The sequence below is a fragment of the Acinetobacter sp. P8-3-8 genome, from assembly GCF_000214135.1.
Lineage (GTDB): Bacteria > Pseudomonadota > Gammaproteobacteria > Pseudomonadales > Moraxellaceae > Acinetobacter.
Genome location: NZ_AFIE01000009.1, coordinates 14,523 through 37,270, shown reverse-complemented (window position 1 = coordinate 37,270; position 22,748 = coordinate 14,523). Strand labels below are relative to the sequence as shown.

Genomic DNA, 22,748 nt, shown 5'->3' with positions numbered 1-22,748 from the left:
TAAAACTTATGCAGTTTCAACAGTTACGTAGCGACGGCCAAATTGACCCTTCACTTCGAATTTGATTACGCCGTCAGCAGTAGCGAACAAAGTATGGTCACGGCCCATACCTACGTTTGCACCAGCGTGGAATTCTGTACCACGTTGACGAACGATAATGTTACCAGCAGTCACAGCTTGACCACCGTACATTTTAACACCTAACATTTTAGGGTTCGAGTCACGACCGTTTTTAGTCGAACCACCGGCTTTTTTAGTTGCCATGTCTATTTACTCCTAGTGATTAGCCTGCGATCGCAGTAATTTTCAACTCGGTAAACCATTGACGGTGACCTTGTTGTTTACGGTAATGCTTACGACGACGCATTTTAACAATACGGATTTTGTCGTGACGACCATGACCAACCACTTCTGCAGTTACTTTCGCGCCAGCAACAACTGGAGCACCGATTTGAATGCTCTCGCCATTCACAACCATTAATACATCATCAAATGTAATAGTTGCGCCAGTTTCAGCTTTCAACAATTCTACTTTAAGGGTTTCACCCTCAACAACACGGTGCTGTTTACCACCGCTTTGGATTACTGCGTACATAATGTACTCCAACTTGCCCGTGTCGTCGTGCCGATAAAGGAATATATCGATCTTAATACGAACGCCACTGGGGGTTATACAAGGGCAAAGATTTTAAGTGATAATGAATTAAACAACAAGTCATTTCCATCAAATAATCTTAGCATAAACAAAATAATCAATCTTAGATCCAAGTTTTAAGATTTACCCATTGAAAATATGAATATTTTTTTGAGATATTACAAAAATTGAAATAGATTTTTAAAACAAATCCGCTACTATGTAACGCAAAAGAACGACTGACTGATGCATGTTACTTTCATTATATTTGGACAGATAAAGAACAAATCATTAAGATTCAGTACAATGACTGTTTTCTATTGCAACATTTATTGATGTTACTTGTTACACTCACCACTTAAACGCATTTGCATGAGGCCCCCTCTCTATGACCATTGACTTTAAGCAAGATATTCTCGCTCCTGTTGCAACTGACTTTGCAGCAATGGACAAGTTTATTAATGAAGGGATTACTTCAAAAGTTGCATTGGTTATGGCCGTCAGTAAGCATGTAGTTGAAGCAGGTGGCAAACGCATGCGTCCAATTATGTGCCTACTTGCCGCAAAAGCTTGTGGTGCAACAGATGCACAGATGGATGCATATCGTAAACTTGCTGCAATTATTGAAATGCTACATACAGCAACACTTGTCCATGACGATGTCGTTGATGAATCTGGATTACGTCGTGGTCGTCCAACTGCCAATGCTACATGGAATAACCAAACAGCAGTTTTGGTCGGTGACTTTTTGATTTCTCGTGCGTTTGACTTATTGGTCGATCTCGACAATATGGTTTTGCTCAAAGACTTCTCAACAGGTACATGTGAAATTGCAGAAGGCGAAGTATTACAACTTCAAGCACAGCATCAACCTGACACCAATGAACAAACTTATTTAGATATTATCCACGGTAAAACATCACGTTTATTTGAGCTAGCGACTGAAGGCGCAGCAATTCTTGCGGGTAAACCTGAGTACCGTGAACCACTGCGTTTATTTGCAGGTCATTTTGGTAATGCGTTCCAAATTATTGACGATATTTTAGATTACACGTCTGATGCTGAAACATTAGGTAAAAATATTGGTGATGATTTAATGGAAGGCAAACCGACTTTACCTTTAATCTCTGCCCTAGCAAATACACAAGGCGAAGAGCACGAAATTATTAGAAAGAGTATTGCTACAGGTGGAACAGCAGATTTAGCGCGTGTGATCGAAATCGTGCAAACATCTGGTGCTTTAGACTATTGTAGTCGCCGTGCGACTGAAGAAACGGAAGCCGCTATTCAAGCTTTGACGTCTCTACCTGAATCTGAATACCGTCAAGCACTCTATAATTTAGCGCAACTTGCCTTACACCGAATTCAATAAAAACTCCCAAGGCTTATGCAGATACAATTTAATGATCTTTTTATCCTCATGCAGGAACAGCTTGATAATGTCAAAGCTGTTCCAAATCCGAATATTTTAATTACCCTGATAGATCGTATCAGACCCGATGACAGCCATAATTTAGAAGAAACACATTATAAATTCGATGCTTTAACTCAAGCATTACTCATCACACCCAATGCTGCATCGGCATTTCAAGGCTATTTACTCAAACTGATTAACCACTACAAACAAGCCAGTTTATATGCAGACAGCGGAATTTTATCTTTAGATGGCTTTTGGAATCAGCTTGGGCAACGAGTAGGCGCTCACTTTCTACCGCTATTGGTCGATGGATCTGAACTCAAAGACTTAGTGGGGAAAGTCTTTCATCAACGTAGTGATAAGTATTGGCTTGAAAATATTGAAGATGAGCAATGGCATCTGTTATTTCAGCTTCTGAATCAAGGTCATCGTTATAAAAGTGCCAAGCTTGGAATTAAAAGAGAAATTGTCAAAGCCATTACTGTGCTTTCTTATCGAATTAGCGGTATTGGACTCTACCCAGAATTTATCAACGCTCATCCTGAGCTACAGGAATACGAATCCCCTTTTCTGGTTCAAAACCGTGAAATTATTGAATTTATAGAAGCTTATAAAAAATCACATCGTAATCAAGACGAACTGACTGATAGCGCTCTACCTGATGCTGATCAAGCACTGGTGATGATTGAACAGTGCCGTGATGTTGTATTAAAAATTCGTCGAGCAACCAAAAGAACGGGGGTAAGTTTAAGTCTGACTTATCTTGTGTCTTTATTAGAGCAATGTTTAGATCGGATTGAACTGCTTTTAAATTTGATCGTTGAATATGACCAAACCCGTTATCAAATCTATGGTGAATTGCTCATTGATTTGGTTCATGCACATTATAGTGAAACCAGTGTACGTGACTTATTGAAAACCAATAGTGAACTGATCGCATTGCAGGTGACTGAGAATGCCAGTAAAACAGGCGAGCACTATGTAAGTACCGATAAAAAAGGTTTTTTGGGAATGTACAATGCTGCGGCAGGTGCAGGTGTCATCATTGCCATCATGGCGACCATTAAGATATTGACTGCTCGACTTGTATTGGCACCATTTCTCCAAGCCTTTTTGTTCAGTATGAATTACTCACTGGGTTTTATACTGATTCATGTTTTGCACTTTACTGTTGCAACCAAACAGCCCGCAATGACCGCTGCCGCTTTGGCCTCTACGGTACAACATCGTAAAGGTTCGAAAACTGCTCAAATCGCTGAATTAGCAGGTCTAATTATCAATATTATACGGACGCAGTTTATTGCGATTCTCGGTAATATTTCTATCGCTATTCCAACAGCAGCGCTAATAACCTTTCTTTGGCAAGTAATGATGCATGAGCCTTTGTTAAATCATGCCAAAGCAACGCATTTACTGCACAGTTTAAATCCATTCACTTCACTCGCTATTCCACATGCTGCAATCGCAGGAGTTTGTTTATTTTTATCAGGATTAATTGCTGGATATTTTGACAATATGGCCATTTATCGCAAAGTTGGCCCTCGTTTGAAAGCACATGTCAAATTAAGAAACTTAATGGGACAAGAAAGACTGGATAAATTTGCAGCATATATCGAAAGAAATTTAGGTGCTTTAGCAGGTAATTTTCTATTTGGGGTCATGCTCGGAAGCATGGGAACTATAGGGTTTATCTTAGGTTTACCGATTGATATCCGTCATATTGCCTTTGCATCGGCAAACTTTATTCAAGGCTTAATGACTGTCAATGGTTCCCCTGATTTAGGCGTCATCATTGTCTCTTTCTTCGGCGTATTGTGTATTGGACTCACCAACCTCTTTGTCAGCTTCACTTTAACCATTATTGTGGCATTAAGAGCAAGACAAGTCCGTTTCGAACAATGGAAACCACTGGCAAAGCTTGTTTTTACTCACTTTTTTACTCGCCCTCTCGATTTCTTCTGGCCGCCTAAACAACCTTTGCAAGTAGAAGAGCAAACCAGCGCACAAAACAAACTAAATCATTAAAGATTTTGTTATTTTTTGTGCGAATTGTTATTTTTTTTGCAAAAAGAAATTAGTATAAATTACATAATTATACTCACTTGAAAAAAAGTGTACTGACTAGTACACTTTGCCCCATTAATTTAAAGCTCAACGAGTGTGATTAATATACTCTAGGTTATTTTATGCCTTATTTACTTATCTGGATTGGCTGTATAGGTTTATTAACTAGTAGTATTGGTTTAAATATTAAAGACATACAACAATTTGATTTTTCAAGTGTTGCGTGGATGAGTTCACATCGTTCAAACATAATGGATAATATTACAGTCACGCTCTCCTACTTGGGTGGTTTGCCACCGATGATTGTGATTGTAGCAATAAGTAGTTTGTATTTTTTTCGGCTGAAACAATATACAAATGTACTTATGCTCACGATTGGTTTGTTTGGTGTGACGGTGATTGGCTGGATAATCAAATATTTAGTAAATCGCCCACGACCAGATGAAATGTACCAAATGGTTCAAACCTATGGTGCTTCATTTCCAAGTGCTCACAGTATTTATGCTGCTTTTTTAAGTTGTTCGATTATCTTTATATTTCATAAATATAAGCGGGCTAAACTGATTAGCTTAGTATGCTGTTTTTGGTTTCTAAGCATGGGTATCTCTCGGGTGTATTTGGGAGCACATTTTCCAACCGATGTCGTTGCAGGTTGGAGTATAGGCTTTATATGGACTGCTCTTTTATGGTTCATGTTGTCATCAAAGACGTTGAGTAGAAATAAATTATTTTCAAATAAAAATCTGAACGAGGTGGAATAATGATGTCGGCAAAGCTTTGGGCTCCTGCCCTTACTGCTTGTGCTCTCGCAACAAGTATTGCACTTGTTGGTTGTAGCAAAGACACTAAACAAGCTGAGCAAGGCGCTGCTGCCCAGAAAATGCCACCAACTGAAGTTGGTGTCATTGTTGCTCAACCACAAAGTGTTGAACAAACTGTCGAACTTTCAGGTCGTACATCAGCGTATCAAATCTCTGAAGTTCGCCCACAAACAAATGGCGTGATTTTAAAACGCTTGTTTACCGAAGGCAGCTTTGTTCGTGAAGGTCAACCTCTATACGAGATTGATTCAAGCATAAACCGCGCAAACTTAGACAGCGCTAAAGCTGCTTTAGTGCGCCAACAAGCCAACTTAAATGCTTACCAAGTGAAAGCGAATCGCTATCGTCAACTTGTGGGCATTAATGCTGTTTCTAAACAAGAATATGATGACTTAGTTGCTCAAATTAAACTTGCTGAAGCAGATATTGCAGCTTCAAATGCAGCTGTAAAAAATGCTCAAATTGACTTAGGTTACTCTACGGTTCGTTCACCTATTTCAGGCCAATCTGGTCGTTCGTCTGTCACTGCTGGTGCTTTAGTTACAGCGGGCCAAGCGACTGCATTGGTCACAATTCAACAACTTGATCCGATTTATGTTGATATTAATCAATCAAGTGCTGAATTATTACGCCTACGCCAGCAATTGAGCCAAGGTAGTATTGACCGCAGTAACAATACAAAAGTTCGTTTAAAACTTGAAGATGGTAGTAATTACCCAATTGAGGGCAATCTTGCATTTTCTGATGCAAGCGTAAACCCAGATACAGGTACAGTAACTTTACGTGCTGTATTCTCTAACCCGAACCATTTGTTGTTGCCAGGTATGTTTGCCAATGCGCAAATTGTTCAAGGTGTGATTCCAAATGCTTACTTGATTCCACAGGCTGCGATTACACGCACACCTACAGGTCAAGCGATGGCAATGTTAGTTAATGCTAAAGGTCAAGTAGAGCCTCGTCCTATTACGACTTCTGGTGTTCAAGGTACAGACTGGATTGTGACCCAAGGTCTACAAACAGGTGACAAAGTCATCGTTGATGGTATTGCCAAAGTCAAACCTGAACAAGCTGTAGTGGCTAAACCTTATCAGCCTCAAGCAGCTGCTCCACAAGCAGGTGCTGCTAAGCAAGGTGCAACACAACCAGCTCAACAAAATAAGTCTAGTGAACAAAAAGCTACTTCAAATACATAAGGGGTAGACGAATATGGCTCAATTTTTCATTCATCGCCCTATTTTTGCTTGGGTGATTGCACTGGTGATTATGTTAGCGGGGGTTCTTTCGCTAACTACAATGCCAGTTGCCCAATATCCAACAATTGCACCACCCGTGGTGACAATTGCTGCAACTTATCCTGGTGCTTCTGCACAAACTGTTGAAAATACTGTAACGCAAATCATTGAACAACAAATGAATGGTTTAGATGGTTTACGTTATATTTCATCTAACAGTGCGGGTAATGGTCAAGCATCAATCAACTTGAACTTTGAACAAGGGGTTGATCCAGACATTGCACAGGTTCAAGTTCAGAACAAATTGCAATCTGCAACAGCACTTTTACCTGAAGATGTACAACGTCAAGGTGTGAAAGTGACTAAGTCTGGCGCAAGTTTTATGCAAGTACTTGCATTTTACTCTCCAGATGGAAGTCTTTCTGGGGCGGACATTAAAGACTATGTGAACTCTAATATTTCTGAACCACTTAGCCGTGTTGCTGGTGTAGGTGAGATTCAAGTCTTTGGTGGTCAATATGCAATGCGTATTTGGCTAGATCCAGCGAAAATGAACAGTTTGCAAGTGACACCAAGTGACATTGCTGCAGCAATTCGTGCTCAAAATGCTCAAGTGGCTGTAGGTCAGTTGGGTGGTGCACCTTCTGTACAAGGTCAAGTACTGAATGCGACTGTCAATGCACAAAGTATGTTGCAAACACCTGAACAATTTAAGAATATATTTCTTAAAAATACAGCTTCTGGTGCTCAAGTTCGTTTGAGTGATGTTGCTCGTGTTGAATTAGGTTCAGATACTTATCAATTTAATTCTAAGTTCATGGGTAAACAAGCAGGTGGTATTGCAATTAAACTTGCAACAGGTGCTAACGCACTTGAAACTGCTGCTGCTGTCGAAAAACGTTTAAGTGAACTTCGTAAAAACTATCCAAGTGGTTTGAAAGACCAACTGGCTTATGACACTACACCGTTTATTCGACTTTCAATTGAGAGTGTAGTACATACACTGGTTGAAGCAATCGTGTTGGTTTTCATTGTCATGTTCCTATTCTTACAGAACTGGCGTGCAACGATTATTCCAACACTTGCTGTTCCAGTCGTGGTATTGGGAACATTTGCAGTTATTAATATTTTTGGCTTCTCAATCAATACATTAACCATGTTCGCCATGGTACTGGCAATCGGTCTCTTAGTCGATGACGCCATTGTTGTTGTAGAGAACGTCGAACGGGTTATGCAAGAAGAACATCTCGACCCGGTTACCGCTACTGAAAAGTCAATGCAACAAATTTCTGGCGCATTGATGGGTATTACCAGTGTATTAACTGCTGTATTCGTTCCAATGGCATTCTTTGGTGGTACAACTGGGGTTATTTATCGTCAGTTCTCCATTACCTTAGTAACTGCAATGATTTTATCATTGATCATTGCTTTAACCTTTACGCCAGCACTGTGTGCAACATTGTTAAAACAGCACGATCCAAATCAAGCTGAAAGTAATAATATTATTGCGCGCTTCTTCCGTTGGTTTAACAGCAGTTTTGATAAACTCGCAGAAAAATACCAAGGTGGTGTCAATCGCATGACACATCACAAGTTATTTTCTGGTGTTGTGTACATTGCTGTAATTGCTGCATTAGTAGGTCTTTACAAAATGCTCCCTTCTTCTTTCTTACCAGAAGAAGACCAAGGTGTTGTAATGACGCTGGTGCAATTACCACCAAGTGCGAGCCTTGAGCGAACGGATAAAGTCATCACAACTATGACGGATTACTTCTTGAATAAGGAAAAAGAAAATGTAGAGTCAATCTTTACGGTTTCTGGTTTCTCATTCACAGGGGTTGGTCAAAATGCGGGTCTTGCATTTATTAAACTGAAAGACTGGAGTGAGCGTACAACGCCTGAATCGCAAATTGGTGCCATTATCCAACGAGGTATGTCACTCAATATGATTAAAGATGCCTCTTACATCATGCCATTGCAATTACCTGCAATGCCAGAATTAGGCGTTTCTTCAGGTTTTGACATCCAGTTAAAAGATGCTAGTGGTCAAGGTCACGATAAACTGATTGCAGCACGTAATGCTGTGTTAGGCATGGCTGCACAAGACAAACGTCTTGCTGGTGTTCGTCCAAATGGTCAAGAAGATACTCCGCAATATCAAATCAACATTGATCAAGCGCAAGCAGGGGCAATGGGTGTGAGTATTGCCGAGATTAATTCAACCATGAACATGGCGTGGGGCGGTTCTTATATCAATGACTTCGTTGACCGTGGTCGTGTGAAAAAAGTTTATGTTCAAGGCGATTCAAATACACGTATGATGCCTGAAGACCTAAACAAATGGTATGTACGTAACAACGTAGGTACGATGGTTCCTTTCTCTGCATTTGCAACGGGTGAATGGACCTATGGTTCACCTCGTCTTGAGCGCTATAACGGTATTGCTTCGGCTAACATCCAAGGTACACCAGCGCCGGGCGTAAGTTCAGGCGATGCAATGCTCGCGATGGAAGAAATTATTGGCAAGTTACCATCAATGGGCTTATCTGGTTTCGACTATGAGTGGACAGGTTTATCTTTGGAAGAACGTGATTCTGGTAGCCAAACTGGTCCGTTATTGCTTCTTTCGTTATTAATCGTATTCCTTTGTCTTTCAGCTTTATATGAAAGCTGGTCAATTCCTGTTTCAGTATTACTTGTAGTACCATTAGGTATTGTTGGTGCATTTACTTTAACGTGGTTGGGAATGACGATTAAGGGTGATCCAAACTTATCGTTTAACATCTATTTCCAAGTTGCAATTGTTGCTGTAATTGGTCTTTCTGCGAAGAACGCAATTTTAATTGTCGAATTTGCTAAAGAGTTACAGGAACAAGGTCAAGAACTGTTTGAAGCTACGTTACACGCAGCGAAAATGCGTTTACGTCCAATTATCATGACGACCCTTGCGTTTGGTTTTGGTGTACTTCCTCTTGCGCTATCAAATGGTGCGGGTGCAGGTAGCCAACACTCAGTCGGTTATGGTGTTCTTGGTGGTGTAATCAGCTCAACACTTTTAGGTATCTTCTTTATTCCTGTATTTTTTGTATGGATTCGTAGTATCTTTAAGTACAAACCTAAAAACCAAAATATTCAGGAGCATAAATCGTGATGCAAAAAGTATGGTCTATTTCAGGTCGTAGCATTGCGGTATCTGCACTTGCGCTTGCTTTGACAGCTTGTCAAAGCATGCGTGGCCCAGAACCGGTAGCACAGGCAAATTTACCAACAAGTTATCTTTCAAATGCGTCTGGTACTTCTATTGCTGAACAAGGCTATAAAGACTTTTTTGCTGATCAACGCTTACTTCAAGTTATTGATCTTGCATTAGCCAATAACCGTGACTTGCGTACTGCGACTTTGAACATTCAACGTGCTCAACAACAGTACCAAATCACAGAGAACAACCAGCTTCCAACCATTGGTGCGAGTGGTGGTGTTCTTCGTCAAGATACGTTAAGTACAAATAAACCAATGACCTCATATAATGTTGGTCTAGGTGTAACTGCTTACGAACTTGATTTTTGGGGACGTGTAAAAAGCTTAAAAGACAATGCGCTTGATAATTACTTAGCGACTGCAAGTGCTCGTGATGCAACTCAAATCAGCTTGATTGGTCAAGTTGCTCAAGCGTGGTTAAACTATTCTTTTGCCACTGCACAGTTGAAACTTGCTGATCAAACTTTAAAAGCACAGCTTGATTCTTATAACTTGAACAAAAAACGTTTTGATGTCGGTATCGACAGTGAAGTTCCTGTTCGTCAGGCTCAGATTTCTGTAGAAACTGCACGAAATGATGTTGCAAACTATAAGACTCAAATTGCTCAAGCTCAAAACTTGCTTAATTTGCTTGTTGGTGAACAAGTGCCAGATAATTTATTGCCTAAACAACGTGTAACACGTATTAGCAATAGTTCTGCATTTGCTTCAGGCTTACCGAGTGACTTGTTGAATAACCGTCCAGATGTGAAAGCTGCTGAATATCAACTTTCGGCTGCTGGTGCCAATATTGGTGCTGCGAAGGCGCGTTTATTCCCAACGATCAGTTTGACGGGTTCTGCGGGTTATGCTTCGACTGATTTAAGTGATTTATTTAAATCAGGTGCATTCGTTTGGTCTTTAGGCCCAAGCCTTGATATTCCAATTTGGGATTGGGGTACACGTAAAGCAAATATTAAGATTTCAGAAACAGATCAACAAATTGCGTTGTCTGATTATGAAAAATCGATTCAATCTGCTTTCCGTGAAGTAAACGATGCATTGGCGACTCGTGAAAATATTGGCGATCGTCTTGCTGCACAAAAACGTTTAGTTGATGCAACCAATACAACTTATAAACTTTCAAATGCCCGCTTCCGTGCTGGTATTGACAGCTTCTTGTCTGTATTAGATGCGCAACGTTCTTCTTATGCGGCTGAACAAGGTTTATTGCTTTTAGAACAAGCAAACTTGAACAACCAAGTGGAAGTGTACAAAACTTTAGGTGGTGGTATAAAAGCCAACTCATCTGATCAAATTGTACAACCGCCTTCATCATCTGAATTGAAATATCATGCAAATGATCAGAAATAAGATTGATTGATCCTCAATAATGAAAAGCTCACCTCGGTGAGCTTTTTTATTGCACTTAAACATAATTTACGATGTTCGTCTGAGCGCTGTTTAATATTAGCTTAGCACCTCAGCGATTTATGCTTTATCATCAGAAGCTAAAATCTATTGAAAGAATTACAATGAAATTAAGCAATTTAGAAAGCGTACCTGCGCATCAAATTATTCAACAACTGGATGTGGTTTATGGAAGCACTGTTCGCAGCAAACATGCTGGACGTGATCTTTTGGCAGGATTAAAGAATATTGTCGGTGGCGAACTTACAGCTTATACAGAATTGCTCGAAGAATCCCGCCAAGAAGCCATGAATCGTATGATTGAAAAAGCACAAGGTCTAGGTGCTAATGCGATTGTCGGTATTCGTTTTTCAACTTCAAATATTGCACAAGGGGCTTCCGAAATTTTTGTGTATGGAACAGCCGTCATCATTGAACCTAACTTAACGACTACACAACAAACAAAATTACCCGACCCTTTCTCGAATTAGGCAAACAAAATGGATGGTTTAATTTTAAAAATTGTCATTACACTGGTTCTGTTCTTTATTGGTTGGGGTTTTGGACGTTTTATTGAACAAAAGCATTTGAAAGAATTAGCAGAAAAAGAACAACGTTTATTGCATATCCGTATCGATACCAATAAGTTCCAAACATCCGAAGCTCAAGGGCAACTGATTAGCAGTAATGTGGTCATTTCACATGATTATTTTAAATACATCATTGCACAAATCCAGAACTTCCTTGGGGGAAATTTAACCACTTATGAAAGTGTGGTTGAACGTGCACGTCGTGAAGCTATTGTTAGACTCAAACAAGAAGCTGAAAAAATCGGTGCAAAACAAATCATGGGATTACGTTTAAGTACGACTGAGCTCGGCATGCAAGGTGGTATGGTTGAAGTATTTGCTTATGGTACAGCGATTTCCGCTTCTTAATCTTAATTTGTACCTATTCTCTATTAACCTGAGTTCGAGATAAGATATGTTCCCAATTGTTTGATACGCGGAAACGTCAGTCGCATTGTTCGAGGCATGAGGAATATATTCCGCAAGATCTACAATATACTGTTTTTGCAATATATTAGATACTTGATAGTATCTGCCGAGTTGGCGACTGACAAATGGTTTTGCCTACTTTTCCCGAAAGAAAAGTAGGTCGAACCGAAGGTTAATCCTTACATTTGATTTTTAAACGGTAAGACTCCGCTGTGCCTGATTTATCTTTTCAATATCTTACATCAAAGTTTATCCCGAACTGACGTTCTATTATTACAACATGGGCTTTTAAATGATTGCCCATGTATCCCCCGTTTATTATCCAAACTAATTTAAAAATATATGGCTTAGCTCGTTAACAATAATTCACTAAACTGTAATTAGCAGAAAAGCTAATATCGTATATTCATAAATAGGTTATATATATGATGAAATCCTTAGCACTTAAAACAAGTATGGCTTTAATCTCAATGCTTCCATTTGTAGCAAAAGCAGAATTAATTGTATTGGCTTCTCCTCAAAGTGATGATGCCTACTATGCAGAAATGATTGATGACATTTTTGAATTTCATGTCGATTATGCAAAAAAGATACTTAAAAATGGTGATAATGTCGTTATTTTAACGGATAAAGAACTTTACCCTGATTATGTAAAAGAACTGGGTGAAGATCATGTCGCAATTGCCCCCATGCACGATATTTGGATGCGTGACTTTACCAGTGCCAACCCTGCTCAACCTATACTATTCCGCTATACAGCGGCTGGACAAGGGGGTGCAAAAAAAGGCCAGTCTATTTCAGATGATGTACAAGCAGAGTTTAAATACTACGGCAAAAAAGCAGGTTTGCAATATACCACTACTCAACTGTTAAATGACGGTGGTAACTGGGTTGAAGATGGTTATGGCAATGTTGTCGTGAGCACAAAATTTTTAGCGGATAATCGTTTATCTGAAAGTGAAGCTCGACAAAAACTAATTGCTTTAACAGGTGCTAAGAACATTGCCTTTATCGAAGCAGATGAACAAGGTGGTTTGGAGCATGCTGACGGTGTGGTCAGTTTTGTAGATCAAAATACTTTGGTGATTAACTCGTACCCAGAAGATCCTGATTATGCTGAAAAATTAAAAGCTGATTTAAAGCGTGGGCTTCCGAATGTCAAAATCCGAGAAATCATTACACCTTATGATGGCAGTCAAATCTACGATGAAAAATTTGGTTCAGCATGTGGTTTATATACCAATATGCTCGTCACACCTGAACGTATTTATTTCCCACAATTTGGCATAAAAGAAGATGCTGTTGCCTTACAGCAAATTCGTAGTGCAACGAAGCGCACTGTAGTTCCAGTGCAATCTGCCAGTGTCTGCAATATGGGCGGTGGTGTACGCTGTATGTCATGGCAAGTCCGTGGGAAAAATGCTGAATTATTTTTAGATTATCTCGATGAAATTAATGAATAAATTTTCAAACAGATAAAGTTGAAAATGATTCGTAAAATGAATATCAGAAGTCCCTTCTCCCTCTGAGAAAGGGACTTTCTTTGTCAATATAAATAATTACTCATCACAACCCAACTTACACAAGAAGCCTATTATTTTAGTATTGATAATCATCTTTATATTTTTTAGGGAGTTGATATTCCTGACCATCAAATTTCAGAACAAAACTTTGCTGTGATAGCCTTTGATTGATCTCTTTACAATCCCCTCTCGTCCCAACCATTTCATAACTTTTAATTTTGCTATTCACCTGAATATCTGAATAATTTTTGCTCTGCTTATTTTGCATCACCAAAATAGAAGAACGTTCTTCCACTGCCGCATTACAACGTGTATCTGTTTCTGCTTGATAGCGTTCAATAATCAGGCTGTCTAAGATTTTCTTTTTATTTTTAAGATCATATAAATTTAAGACTTGCATTGAAAAGGGATTCGGTTGTGAATGACCTGAATAGTTTAAGCGCACACCTAAAGCACGATTTGAGTTTGTCACTTTATAGTTCGCTGTATCAAGTTGAATTGATTCCAAACTTATCGCATCAGACACGATTTCGCCTCTAACCACATAGTCATAAAAGACTTTTAAATCTGCTTGATTGAATTTTAAAAGATTTAAATAATAAGCGCCTTGTTCTGGCTCATCTTTGACAGGAATCCATTGTGCAAAAGCCATGATCACCTTCGAATGATCTAAAGGATCAGCTTTACAATCCATTAATGACTGTTCAAGATTAGCAATTTGGGTTTGACTCAATATTTTCGCAACAGCTTGATCATTATCACAAATATTCGCAGATGCTGTACCAATTAAAATAAATTGTAGGACACTAATTTTTAAAATAACGCTTAAAATTGTTTTTGAAATAATTCTCATTGTTTCAACCTTAGTTTTTGTACTTAGGGCTGATTGTATCAAGTGCTTATCACTTTTATAAGCAATAAACACTTTATGATCACATTAAAATTTATAAATTTTCAACTACTTCACTTTCATTTTTCGAATCATTTTATAAAGCGTACTTGGTGAAAGTCGTGATACCAATACGCCTAGTTTTTCCTTGCGACCACCTACCACAATATATTCTTCACCCTTTATCAGAGCTGCAACTGTTTGTTGTGCAAATTCATGCGCTTCCAAACCATTTTCAATTGCATCATCTTGATGAGCTTGTGGTTTCCCTGCCCCATTTAAAGCATTAAACGATACATTGGTTTTCACAAAGCCAGGGAAAATCACCGAAACTTTCACACCATCCTGCGCAACTTCTGCACGTAAGCTGTTTGCCCACATGTGAATAGCCGCTTTGGCAGCGGAATACGTCGCACGATATTGTGTACCCAATAACCCTGCTACGCTCGAAACAAATGCGATACGCCCTGATTTTTGTGCCAAGAAAGTTGGAAGAACTAATTTGGTTAAAAAGACTTGCGAGAAATAGTCAATTTCCATAATCGCACGTTCAGTTTGCATGGTGGTATCTGCAATCAAAGCACGTTGGCTTAAACCTGCATTATTGATTAACCAATCAATTCGTCCTTTTTCTTTGAGCACTTGCTCATACGCATGACGTACCTGTGCTTCATCTGTAATATCCATCGCAACTGCAATATGACGTTCAGCATTGTGTAAACTGCTCCGCACTTTCTCTAGCTCATCTAAGCGCCGAGCACTTAAAATCACTTGAGCCCCTTTCAAAGCACATTCGGTCGCCAATGCTTTACCAATACCAGAAGAAGCACCCGTAATCCAAATCACTTTGCCATCTAAACGATCCATATCGCTATGCTCTTGAATATAATCAATAAAGACAACACTACGTGATTTGTCAAATAAATCAAGATTGCGATGGTATCGATTTAAGCCTCAACTAAAAACTTCTTGAAATGCTCCGCATAATATTGTGCTTTTTCAACATTATTTGGATTATATTCTTCGCCTGCTTTGTCTAAACGTTTATAGCCTGAGCTAGTAACCATGTTAATCACGCCATCTAAAGTTTTATTCACAACAAAATTAAACTTTAATAATGTTTTTGGATCACGGATAAACTCAGAAACCCCTAGGTCAATAATTTTAATTAAATTTTTCACAGTAACAGGCAGAATGCTGGTATTTCCTTCCAGTAATTGTTGCAGATTTTTGGTGGCTTCTTCACCTAAATGACGATCTAATTTATAGTACATAATCACCTGACTAGCATCAGAATCTTCAAACTTTTCAAGCATATAATTTGCAACAGGTTTTAAACGATCGTTACTAAAAAATGATATCGACCACGGCATATATTTTTTTAAAGCACTTTCAATTTGTTCAAAAACTTGTTCAGCTTCTTTTAATTTTTTCTGACCGTGCGCATCTAAATTTTTATTCGAACGTTGCTCTTCAAGCAAAGCACCAAAGACCTGATCTAAAACTTGACATGATATCTCTGTGAATATTGTCCCTAACTGTTTAGCAAGGTCTTGTTTTTCTCCATTGTTTAAACTCTTGGTGATTTGTTTTAATTCTTGATAAGTTTTTTGTTGAATCAATAAATCAATCTGATACTGCATTAGTATTTGTCCTGTTGTTGTTTTATACAAATTTACGGATAGCTATCTTATCAAAGCAATGTGACAGCTACATTGTCTTTTCTTACCATGATATAGAATATTTACTCTAATTAAACTAATTATAAATCAGTCATCTATTCTTCGTCATTGTAATTTTGACTTGATATATAGAAAGAATATGACCGTGTTAGATTGTTTTTTAAACAACAATATAACTGCTCATTTAAAAGTTTATTTAAACAATACTCAAATCGACATCCCCTACTTGCAATTTTGTAAAACCTGCTTGATCAAGCTCGAAACTGAATCAACTATATAGCTAAATTATTTGCTACAATAGATGCAATTTTTACTTACTTTTGGTCTGTTTTTACTATGACTGATTCAGCGCAAAATATTGCTACGACCTACGATCCTACTGAGATCGAGAAAAAATGGTACAAGACTTGGGAAGAGAATGGTTATTTCAAACCATCTGGTAAGGGCGACTCATTCTGTATCATGATTCCGCCACCAAACGTCACTGGTAGCTTGCACATGGGTCATGGTTTTAACAATACCATCATGGATGCTTTGACACGTTATAACCGTATGTCAGGCAAAAATACTTTGTGGCAACCCGGAACTGACCATGCGGGTATTGCAACTCAGATGGTTGTTGAACGTCAATTGGCTGCTGAAAATATCAGCCGTCATGACCTTGGTCGTGAAAAGTTCATTGAAAAAATCTGGGAATGGAAAGAACAATCAGGCGGCACGATTACACGTCAAATCCGTCGTTTAGGCTCGTCTGTAGATTGGTCACGTGAACGTTTTACCATGGATGATGGTTTATCCAATGCAGTAAAAGAAGTCTTTGTAAAACTACATGAGCAAGGCTTAATTTACCGTGGTAAACGCCTTGTAAACTGGGATCCTAAATTACAAACTGCCCTTTCTGACTTAGAAGTTGAATCTGTTGAAGAAAAAGGCTCTTTGTGGCATTTCAAATATTTCTTTGAAGATAAATCACTTCGTACGCAAGATGGTCACGACTATTTAGTTGTTGCAACGACTCGTCCTGAAACTTTATTGGGTGACTCGGCTGTTGCAGTACATCCTGAAGACGAACGTTATGCACACTTGGTGGGTAAAAACATTGTATTACCAATTACAGGTCGTCTAGTTCCTGTTGTTGCCGATGAATATGTAGAAAAAGAGTTCGGTACAGGCTGTGTAAAAATCACCCCAGCACATGACTTCAATGACTACGATGTTGGTAAACGCCATGATTTACCAATTATCAATATTTTCAACAAGAACGCTGAAATTTTGGCTGATTTTGAATTTATTGCCAAAGCAGGTGAACAGATTTCTAAAACCATTGCTGCACCAGCAGACTATATTGGTTTAGAGCGTTTTGCTGCACGTAAAAAATTAGTTGAACAAGCCGAAGCGGAAGGTTGGTTAGATCAAATCCAACCGTATGACTTGAAAGCACCACGTGGTGACCGTTCAGGTGTAATCGTTGAACCATTATTGACTGACCAATGGTATGTAAAAATTGCACCACTTGCTGAGCCTGCAATCAAAGCAGTTAAAGATGGTGAGATTAAATTCGTTCCTGAACAATACAGCAATATGTACATGGCTTGGATGAACAACATTCAAGACTGGTGTATTTCACGTCAACTGTGGTGGGGTCATCGTATCCCAGCTTGGTATGATGCAGAAGGCAACATCTATGTAGGTCGTTCTGAACAAGAAGTTCGTGAAAAGAATGGTATCCCTGCGGATGTTCAATTGGATCAAGATGAAGATGTATTGGATACATGGTTCTCTTCAGGTCTTTGGACATTCTCTACACTCGGTTGGACAGGTGATGAAGCGAAAGATAAAGAAAACTATTTCTTAAATACTTTCCACCCAACTGATGTACTGGTGACTGGTTTTGACATCATTTTCTTCTGGGTTGCTCGTATGATTATGCTTACGATGCACTTTATGAAAAATGAAGATGGCACACCACAAGTCCCGTTTAAAACTGTGTATGTACATGGTTTGGTACGTGATGGTGAAGGTCAAAAAATGTCTAAGTCTAAGGGTAATGTACTTGACCCATTAGATTTGATTGATGGTGTAGATCTTGAAACCTTAGTTCAAAAACGTACAACAGGTTTGATGAACCCGAAACAAGCAACCAAGATTGAAAAATCGACTCGTAAAGAATTCCCTGAAGGCATTCAAGCTTACGGTACAGATGCTGTTCGTTTTACCTTCTGCGCACTTGCCAATACAGGTCGTGACATTAAGTTCGATATGAAACGTGTTGAAGGTTATCGTAACTTTGCCAATAAGATTTGGAACGCAACTCGTTTTGTAATGATGAACTGCGAAGAACAAGCCATTGGTCAAGACGTTCGTGAAGATCTTTGGGAGCTTCCTGAACAGTGGATTGTAAGTCGTTTACAAAAAGCTGAAGCGGCTGTTCAACAAGCGTTTGCAACTTACCGTTTAGACTTAGCTGCTCAAGCCATTTATGAATTTATTTGGAATGAATACTGTGACTGGTATTTAGAATTAACTAAGCCCGTTTTAAATGATGTCGATGTACCAACTGAGCGTAAAGCTGAAGTTCGTCGTGTTCTTCTTTCTGTGATGGAAGCTTCATTACGTCTTGCGCATCCGCTTATGCCGTATTTGACCGAAGAAATTTGGCAAACCCTTGCACCGATGATTGGTCGTGGCGGTGACAGCATCATGCTGGCTCAGTACCCTGTTGCAGATACAGCAAAAATCAATGATCAAGCTGAAGCAGATATGCAGTGGTTACAAGGTTTGATTGGTGCTGTACGTAACATCCGTGGTGAAATGGGCTTAGGTAATGCTCGTTTGCTTCCAGTATTGCTTCAAAATACGACGGATGCTGAAAAAGCGCAGATTTCGCGTATTGAACCATTGTTTAAAGCTTTGGCGAAAGTTGAAAGTATTACTTTCTTGGCGAATGGTGAACAACCGCCATTGTCTTCTTCAAGTGTCGTTGGTCATGCATCTGTATTTGTTCCAATGAAAGGTTTGATTGACCCGAAAGCAGAATTAGGTCGTTTGCAAAAAGACTTTGATAAAGTTCAAAAGCAACATGACCAAATTGCAACGAAGCTTGGTAATGAAGGTTTTGTGGCGAAAGCACCTGCTGCTGTAGTTGAAGGCGAGAAAGTTAAACTGGCTGAGTTTGCTGCTCAGTTAGAGAAGATTAAAGCGAATATGGATCAGATTGCGGCGCTGTAAGATGTTGATAGGTTGATCTAATCTGTAGTATAAAGGGCTGATTATTCGGCCCTTTATACTTTTTATGAAAAAAATAGATCAGATAAATTTTCAAGGCAAAAGTATCCCTTTATTAGGAAGAAATTTAATATTGACTGGCAACAATGGAGTTGGAAAAACTTATTTTTTAACAAAGTTATATGAAGATTTACAACAGGAGTTCAGAGATAAACTAATACATAAAGATAAAAACTTAATTGATACTAAAATCAAAAAAGCTCTAGACATTTTCTATAATGAATTTATAGCATACTCAGAAGTATTAGAAATAGATTTTAAATTCATTAAAAAAATTTCAAACTTACTAAGTAATAGTCAAAATACTATAAATCATAATATTCTTGAACTTAATAATTTATATAAAATATATAATGATCATACCAACATGTTCTTATCAGATAAGAATATTTATGATCATAATGATTCAATTCTTCATGATAGTCAGAAGAAATCTTATTATTTTGCAAAGATAGAACATATTAAAAGATCAAATGAACTCTTAAAGAATACTTTAGATGACGTCACTTCAGAAAAGCGACATATTAGATTGTCATTTAATTCTGATAAAATGAATAGCAATACTATTTTCAGTTTCTTTGATGTAAATAGACTCCAATTACCTGAAAAAGCACTTAAAATGGGAAGTTACTATGATATAAAAAATTTAGCTTATTATTTAGATATATTAAGAAAAAATATAGATTCTGACGTAGAAGGTGCTTTAGAAAGATATCTCATAGAAAAAAGAGAAGAAATGAGAGATTCCGAAGATGCTGTTTCTGAAAAATATTATAAAATTTTTGAAGATATTGAAAAGGATCTAAAATTAATATTTGATGATGAAACTACTTCTTTATCTTTCGATGACTTTAATAATAGAGTATTAGTACTTCAAAAAAATGAAAATATTTCTTTTGGATTTGATGAACTACCTTCTGGATTTAAATCTATTTTTAAAATTTATTCCAATCTATTATTTAAATCCAAATTAATAAAGACACTAAAAAGCAATCTTAATGGCATCGTAATAATAGATGAAATTGACTCTCACCTTCATATTTCTTTACAAAAGAGGGTCTTACCTTTTTTTATTAAAGCTTTTCCAAATATACAATTTATTGTAAGCACACATTCACCTTTTGTTATCACATCAACAAATAATGACACTGTTGTTTACGATATTTCAAATGGTGAATTTTTTGAAGACGATTTAAGTCGCTATTCTTATGAATCCGTGATTAAAGGGCTATTCCACGTAAATCCTATTAGTGCAGAAATAATAGAATTAATTCAAATATTAAAAAATCTTCTAAATGAAACACCGACCAATTTTGTGGCTATAAGATCTATTATCAAAAAGTTAATTCCATTAGAGGAAAATGATAAATTAGATAAAAAACTGAGAAATCTTTATTTACAGGCTGTTAATCTACTTTTAGATCATGATGAATTGGAGGATCTAGATGTTTAAAGTATGCAAATCTCCTAGACCAATTGATTGGACTACTAAAGATTATAAAGATCCTGTAGTAGTTAGACAACTAAAAAAAGACTTTCATGGAAAGTGTTATATCTGTGAACAAAAACATTTCCCTAATTTGAATGTTGAACATTTTATTCCACATTTAGATGATGAAAAACTAAAACTTGATTGGAATAATCTCTATTATGCTTGTTCACGTTGTAATTCTATTAAAAATAAATATCACAACGATATGTTAAATTGCTGTTATGAAGATCATTTAGTTGAAGAATGGATAAAAGTTTATTACAGAAATCCCGATGAGGATATTGAAGTAATTAATGCTTGTCCTAATGACCATCCATATTACTCAAAAGCTGAAAGTTCTAAAGAATTAATCACTAAATCCTTTAATAGTGAAAATAGTGGCATTCAAGAAGTGAGTAAAGAGGATTTAAGAGAAAAAATCATTGAAGTACATAATGATTTTTTGAAATTACGAAGCAAATTTTTACGTAAGTTGGATGATTGGTCAGATGAAAAAAAAATTAAAAAGGCTAACAATATTAAAAGACGTTTAAAATCACATTATGCTTTTTCTGCTGTACTCCGTGGATATTTAGAAAAAGACTCTAGACTGAAAAATGCCTTAGAAGATATTGAAAAAATCGAGCTTCATCAGTCCGTTTTGGAATAATATTCCCTCTCCTGAGCAAGTTTTAAAGCACTGCTTTAAAGCGAAGCGCAAGTGAGGGTTGGGGTGAGGGAAAATCAAAGTACCCCATGCTCCAATAACATCTCTAACCCTTTCACTCGCTCCATATACTTCAATCGTTCTTTCTCAGCTTTTAACTGCTGTTTTAATTCAGCACAATCAATATCTATGGCTTTATATACATCACCAATATGTACATTTTCCAAATTCACTTTATTGCCTAAATGGAAAGAATCTAAAATTTCAATCATTTGACCTTCAAGCTTCTGACTTTGTGCCTCCAAAGCGATTTTATAAAACTTCACTTGTTCCGCAGTTAAATCCTTAGCTGTCTGCTCTTTGCGCTGTTCTAAATCTAATTGTAATTTGAGCAAATAAAATAAATCCTGCGCTGTATAAGCCGCATTCACCGTTTGCAATAATTCAGTTTTTTCTAACTTTTTAACTTCATCAGGTTCACGGTCTGGGTGAATCATCGCAGTAATTTTTAAATACACCGTTTTAAGCGACTGCTCTGCCATTTTAGTGGCTTGCTCACGTTTTTCTTGTAGTTTCAACTGCTTTGCACATTCTCTTTCCGCTTCATATTGAGCTGAATCATATTCATAATTCTCCCAATCCATCTCTATTTCTTGTTCTATTGTTTCAGACAAATCTACTTGTTGTCTTAACGTTGTTTTGGTTTTTTAGCTTTTAAATGCGCTGAATGTTGCTGATAAAAGGTATCTATTTTATCAACTTGCTCTTTTTGCTGCGTACTCAACATCTGTGATTTTTTCAACATTTTGACTAAAGCTGCTATTTTACTGTCGATCTGAGTTAAATCTGCTTTGGAAAATACATCACTGGCTAAATGATTCCACAGTGTATTAAGCTGCTCAAATAAAACCGTATATAACTCACCATAAATCGGTAAAAGTTTGCTTCGAGTATAACTCTGAATATCTGCTTGAGCATTTTCCCAAGTCCTAAGATCGTACTTTTGCTGTTCAATTTTATCAATCAAACGCTTTAATTTTTTCTGTTGTGGTCTAAGTATCGTCGCTTGCTGAAAACTGATTTTTAAATCAAAAGACATAGCCAATTAAAAATATAGAAGAAGTGCTATAACAATATCACTAATACGATGAAACCAAGTGGAGATAAGCAACGATTTGAATCTAAAATGTATTCATAAACAAACCCGAGTAAGTTTGAGTGTGTTATTTTTCTACATCATACTATTCTTATAATAAGTTAGTTCATCATGCATTATTTTGAAGTTTTACACATCAAAACCACCCAAAATGCGACTTTATTGATCATTTATAATTAAAAATGCCTTTTAATGGATAGTTTATCTAACAAAATTAGATGAATCTTCATCGGAATTACAAAATTATTTTCAATCTTATTCT

17 protein-coding genes and 1 pseudogene are annotated in these 22,748 nt (G+C 37.5%); 12 read left to right on the top strand and 6 right to left on the bottom strand.

Features of this window, described 5'->3' with window-relative positions; all coding sequences use genetic code 11:
• Nucleotides 1-6 precede the first annotated feature (6 nt).
• Together rpmA and rplU are read right to left on the bottom strand one after the other, a co-directional pair.
• Nucleotides 7-264: a 50S ribosomal protein L27 gene (rpmA, locus tag GGG_RS0106115; RefSeq protein WP_010113104.1), complete on the bottom strand. Its 258-nt coding sequence runs from the start codon at nt 262-264 to the stop codon at nt 7-9.
• Between the two features lie 19 nt (nt 265-283).
• Nucleotides 284-595, bottom strand: a complete 312-nt coding sequence (gene rplU / locus GGG_RS0106110) for a 50S ribosomal protein L21 (protein WP_010113102.1) — start codon at nt 593-595, stop codon at nt 284-286.
• Between the two features lie 427 nt (nt 596-1,022).
• Here rplU and sdsA point away from each other — a divergent pair, with 427 nt between their 5' ends.
• The 9 genes from sdsA (at nt 1,023) to GGG_RS0106065 (ending at nt 13,276) form a co-directional block, all read left to right on the top strand.
• Nucleotides 1,023-2,006, top strand: a complete 984-nt coding sequence (gene sdsA, locus GGG_RS0106105) for an All-trans-nonaprenyl-diphosphate synthase (RefSeq protein ID WP_010113100.1) — start codon at nt 1,023-1,025, stop codon at nt 2,004-2,006.
• A 15-nt stretch (nt 2,007-2,021) separates the two neighbouring features.
• Nucleotides 2,022-4,076 carry a site-specific recombinase gene (locus GGG_RS0106100; RefSeq protein WP_029574473.1) on the top strand — a complete coding sequence of 685 codons (2,055 nt, stop codon included), beginning with the start codon at nt 2,022-2,024 and terminating at the stop codon, nt 4,074-4,076.
• Nucleotides 4,077-4,237: 161 nt separating this feature from the next.
• Nucleotides 4,238-4,876: a phosphatase PAP2 family protein gene (locus GGG_RS0106095; protein ID WP_010113098.1), complete on the top strand. Its 639-nt coding sequence runs from the start codon at nt 4,238-4,240 to the stop codon at nt 4,874-4,876.
• The gene (locus tag GGG_RS0106090) at nt 4,876-6,129 is read left to right on the top strand and encodes an efflux RND transporter periplasmic adaptor subunit (RefSeq protein WP_010113097.1); all 1,254 of its coding nucleotides are present in this window, start codon (nt 4,876-4,878) and stop codon (nt 6,127-6,129) included. Before GGG_RS0106095 ends, GGG_RS0106090 begins: the two co-directional genes overlap by 1 nt.
• Nucleotides 6,130-6,142: 13 nt before the next feature.
• Nucleotides 6,143-9,319 carry an efflux RND transporter permease subunit gene (locus tag GGG_RS0106085; RefSeq protein WP_010113096.1) on the top strand — a complete coding sequence of 1,059 codons (3,177 nt, stop codon included), beginning with the start codon at nt 6,143-6,145 and terminating at the stop codon, nt 9,317-9,319.
• Nucleotides 9,319-10,779 carry a multidrug efflux RND transporter AdeIJK outer membrane channel subunit AdeK gene (adeK, locus tag GGG_RS0106080; RefSeq protein WP_010113095.1) on the top strand — a complete coding sequence of 487 codons (1,461 nt, stop codon included), beginning with the start codon at nt 9,319-9,321 and terminating at the stop codon, nt 10,777-10,779. Before GGG_RS0106085 ends, adeK begins: the two co-directional genes overlap by 1 nt.
• Before the next feature lie 161 nt (nt 10,780-10,940).
• Nucleotides 10,941-11,306, top strand: coding sequence for a YbjQ family protein (locus tag GGG_RS0106075; RefSeq protein ID WP_010113094.1), 366 nt, complete (start codon nt 10,941-10,943; stop codon nt 11,304-11,306).
• A 9-nt stretch (nt 11,307-11,315) separates the two neighbouring features.
• Entirely contained in the window at nt 11,316-11,753 is a 438-nt protein-coding gene (locus GGG_RS0106070; protein WP_010113093.1) for a YbjQ family protein, read from the top strand.
• A 488-nt stretch (nt 11,754-12,241) separates the two neighbouring features.
• On the top strand, nt 12,242-13,276 hold the full coding sequence (locus tag GGG_RS0106065; protein ID WP_029574472.1) for an agmatine deiminase family protein: 1,035 nt from the start codon (nt 12,242-12,244) through the stop codon (nt 13,274-13,276).
• A gap of 136 nt (nt 13,277-13,412) precedes the next feature.
• On the opposite strand, the gene GGG_RS0106060 is transcribed toward GGG_RS0106065, so the two are convergent.
• The 3 genes from GGG_RS0106060 to GGG_RS0106050 form a co-directional block, all read right to left on the bottom strand.
• On the bottom strand, nt 13,413-14,189 hold the full coding sequence (locus GGG_RS0106060; RefSeq protein WP_010113089.1) for a hypothetical protein: 777 nt from the start codon (nt 14,187-14,189) through the stop codon (nt 13,413-13,415).
• A gap of 105 nt (nt 14,190-14,294) precedes the next feature.
• On the bottom strand, nt 14,295-15,092 hold the full coding sequence (locus GGG_RS0106055; protein ID WP_010113087.1) for an SDR family NAD(P)-dependent oxidoreductase: 798 nt from the start codon (nt 15,090-15,092) through the stop codon (nt 14,295-14,297).
• A gap of 80 nt (nt 15,093-15,172) precedes the next feature.
• Nucleotides 15,173-15,868, bottom strand: a complete 696-nt coding sequence (locus GGG_RS0106050; protein WP_010113084.1) for a hypothetical protein — start codon at nt 15,866-15,868, stop codon at nt 15,173-15,175.
• Between the two features lie 375 nt (nt 15,869-16,243).
• Between GGG_RS0106050 and GGG_RS0106045 the strand changes: the two genes are divergently transcribed.
• From GGG_RS0106045 to GGG_RS0106035, 3 genes are all read left to right on the top strand, one after another.
• Nucleotides 16,244-19,135 (top strand): valine--tRNA ligase, encoded by a 2,892-nt coding sequence (locus GGG_RS0106045; RefSeq protein ID WP_010113082.1) that lies wholly within the window; start codon nt 16,244-16,246, stop codon nt 19,133-19,135.
• Between the two features lie 64 nt (nt 19,136-19,199).
• A complete protein-coding gene (locus tag GGG_RS0106040; RefSeq protein WP_010113080.1) occupies nt 19,200-20,645 on the top strand; it encodes an AAA family ATPase in 1,446 nt (481 codons plus the stop codon).
• Nucleotides 20,638-21,333 (top strand): HNH endonuclease, encoded by a 696-nt coding sequence (locus GGG_RS0106035; protein ID WP_010113078.1) that lies wholly within the window; start codon nt 20,638-20,640, stop codon nt 21,331-21,333. Before GGG_RS0106040 ends, GGG_RS0106035 begins: the two co-directional genes overlap by 8 nt.
• A 74-nt stretch (nt 21,334-21,407) precedes the next feature.
• Here the strand turns inward: GGG_RS0106035 and GGG_RS19525 are convergent.
• Nucleotides 21,408-22,429, bottom strand: a pseudogene (locus tag GGG_RS19525) (molecular chaperone DnaJ).
• Nucleotides 22,430-22,748 lie beyond the last annotated feature (319 nt).

Bases quoted from the DNA above. Each gene is read 5' to 3' on its own strand.
- rpmA (WP_010113104.1), bottom strand. From the start codon at position 264: ATGGCAACTAAAAAAGCCGGTGGTTCGACTAAAAACGGTCGTGACTCG.
- rplU (WP_010113102.1), bottom strand. From the start codon at position 595: ATGTACGCAGTAATCCAAAGCGGTGGTAAACAGCACCGTGTTGTTGAG.
- sdsA (WP_010113100.1), top strand. From the start codon at position 1,023: ATGACCATTGACTTTAAGCAAGATATTCTCGCTCCTGTTGCAACTGAC.
- GGG_RS0106100 (WP_029574473.1), top strand. From the start codon at position 2,022: ATGCAGATACAATTTAATGATCTTTTTATCCTCATGCAGGAACAGCTT.
- GGG_RS0106095 (WP_010113098.1), top strand. From the start codon at position 4,238: ATGCCTTATTTACTTATCTGGATTGGCTGTATAGGTTTATTAACTAGT.
- GGG_RS0106090 (WP_010113097.1), top strand. From the start codon at position 4,876: ATGATGTCGGCAAAGCTTTGGGCTCCTGCCCTTACTGCTTGTGCTCTC.
- GGG_RS0106085 (WP_010113096.1), top strand. From the start codon at position 6,143: ATGGCTCAATTTTTCATTCATCGCCCTATTTTTGCTTGGGTGATTGCA.
- adeK (WP_010113095.1), top strand. From the start codon at position 9,319: ATGCAAAAAGTATGGTCTATTTCAGGTCGTAGCATTGCGGTATCTGCA.
- GGG_RS0106075 (WP_010113094.1), top strand. From the start codon at position 10,941: ATGAAATTAAGCAATTTAGAAAGCGTACCTGCGCATCAAATTATTCAA.
- GGG_RS0106070 (WP_010113093.1), top strand. From the start codon at position 11,316: ATGGATGGTTTAATTTTAAAAATTGTCATTACACTGGTTCTGTTCTTT.
- GGG_RS0106065 (WP_029574472.1), top strand. From the start codon at position 12,242: ATGAAATCCTTAGCACTTAAAACAAGTATGGCTTTAATCTCAATGCTT.
- GGG_RS0106060 (WP_010113089.1), bottom strand. From the start codon at position 14,189: ATGAGAATTATTTCAAAAACAATTTTAAGCGTTATTTTAAAAATTAGT.
- GGG_RS0106055 (WP_010113087.1), bottom strand. From the start codon at position 15,092: ATGGATCGTTTAGATGGCAAAGTGATTTGGATTACGGGTGCTTCTTCT.
- GGG_RS0106050 (WP_010113084.1), bottom strand. From the start codon at position 15,868: ATGCAGTATCAGATTGATTTATTGATTCAACAAAAAACTTATCAAGAA.
- GGG_RS0106045 (WP_010113082.1), top strand. From the start codon at position 16,244: ATGACTGATTCAGCGCAAAATATTGCTACGACCTACGATCCTACTGAG.
- GGG_RS0106040 (WP_010113080.1), top strand. From the start codon at position 19,200: ATGAAAAAAATAGATCAGATAAATTTTCAAGGCAAAAGTATCCCTTTA.
- GGG_RS0106035 (WP_010113078.1), top strand. From the start codon at position 20,638: ATGTTTAAAGTATGCAAATCTCCTAGACCAATTGATTGGACTACTAAA.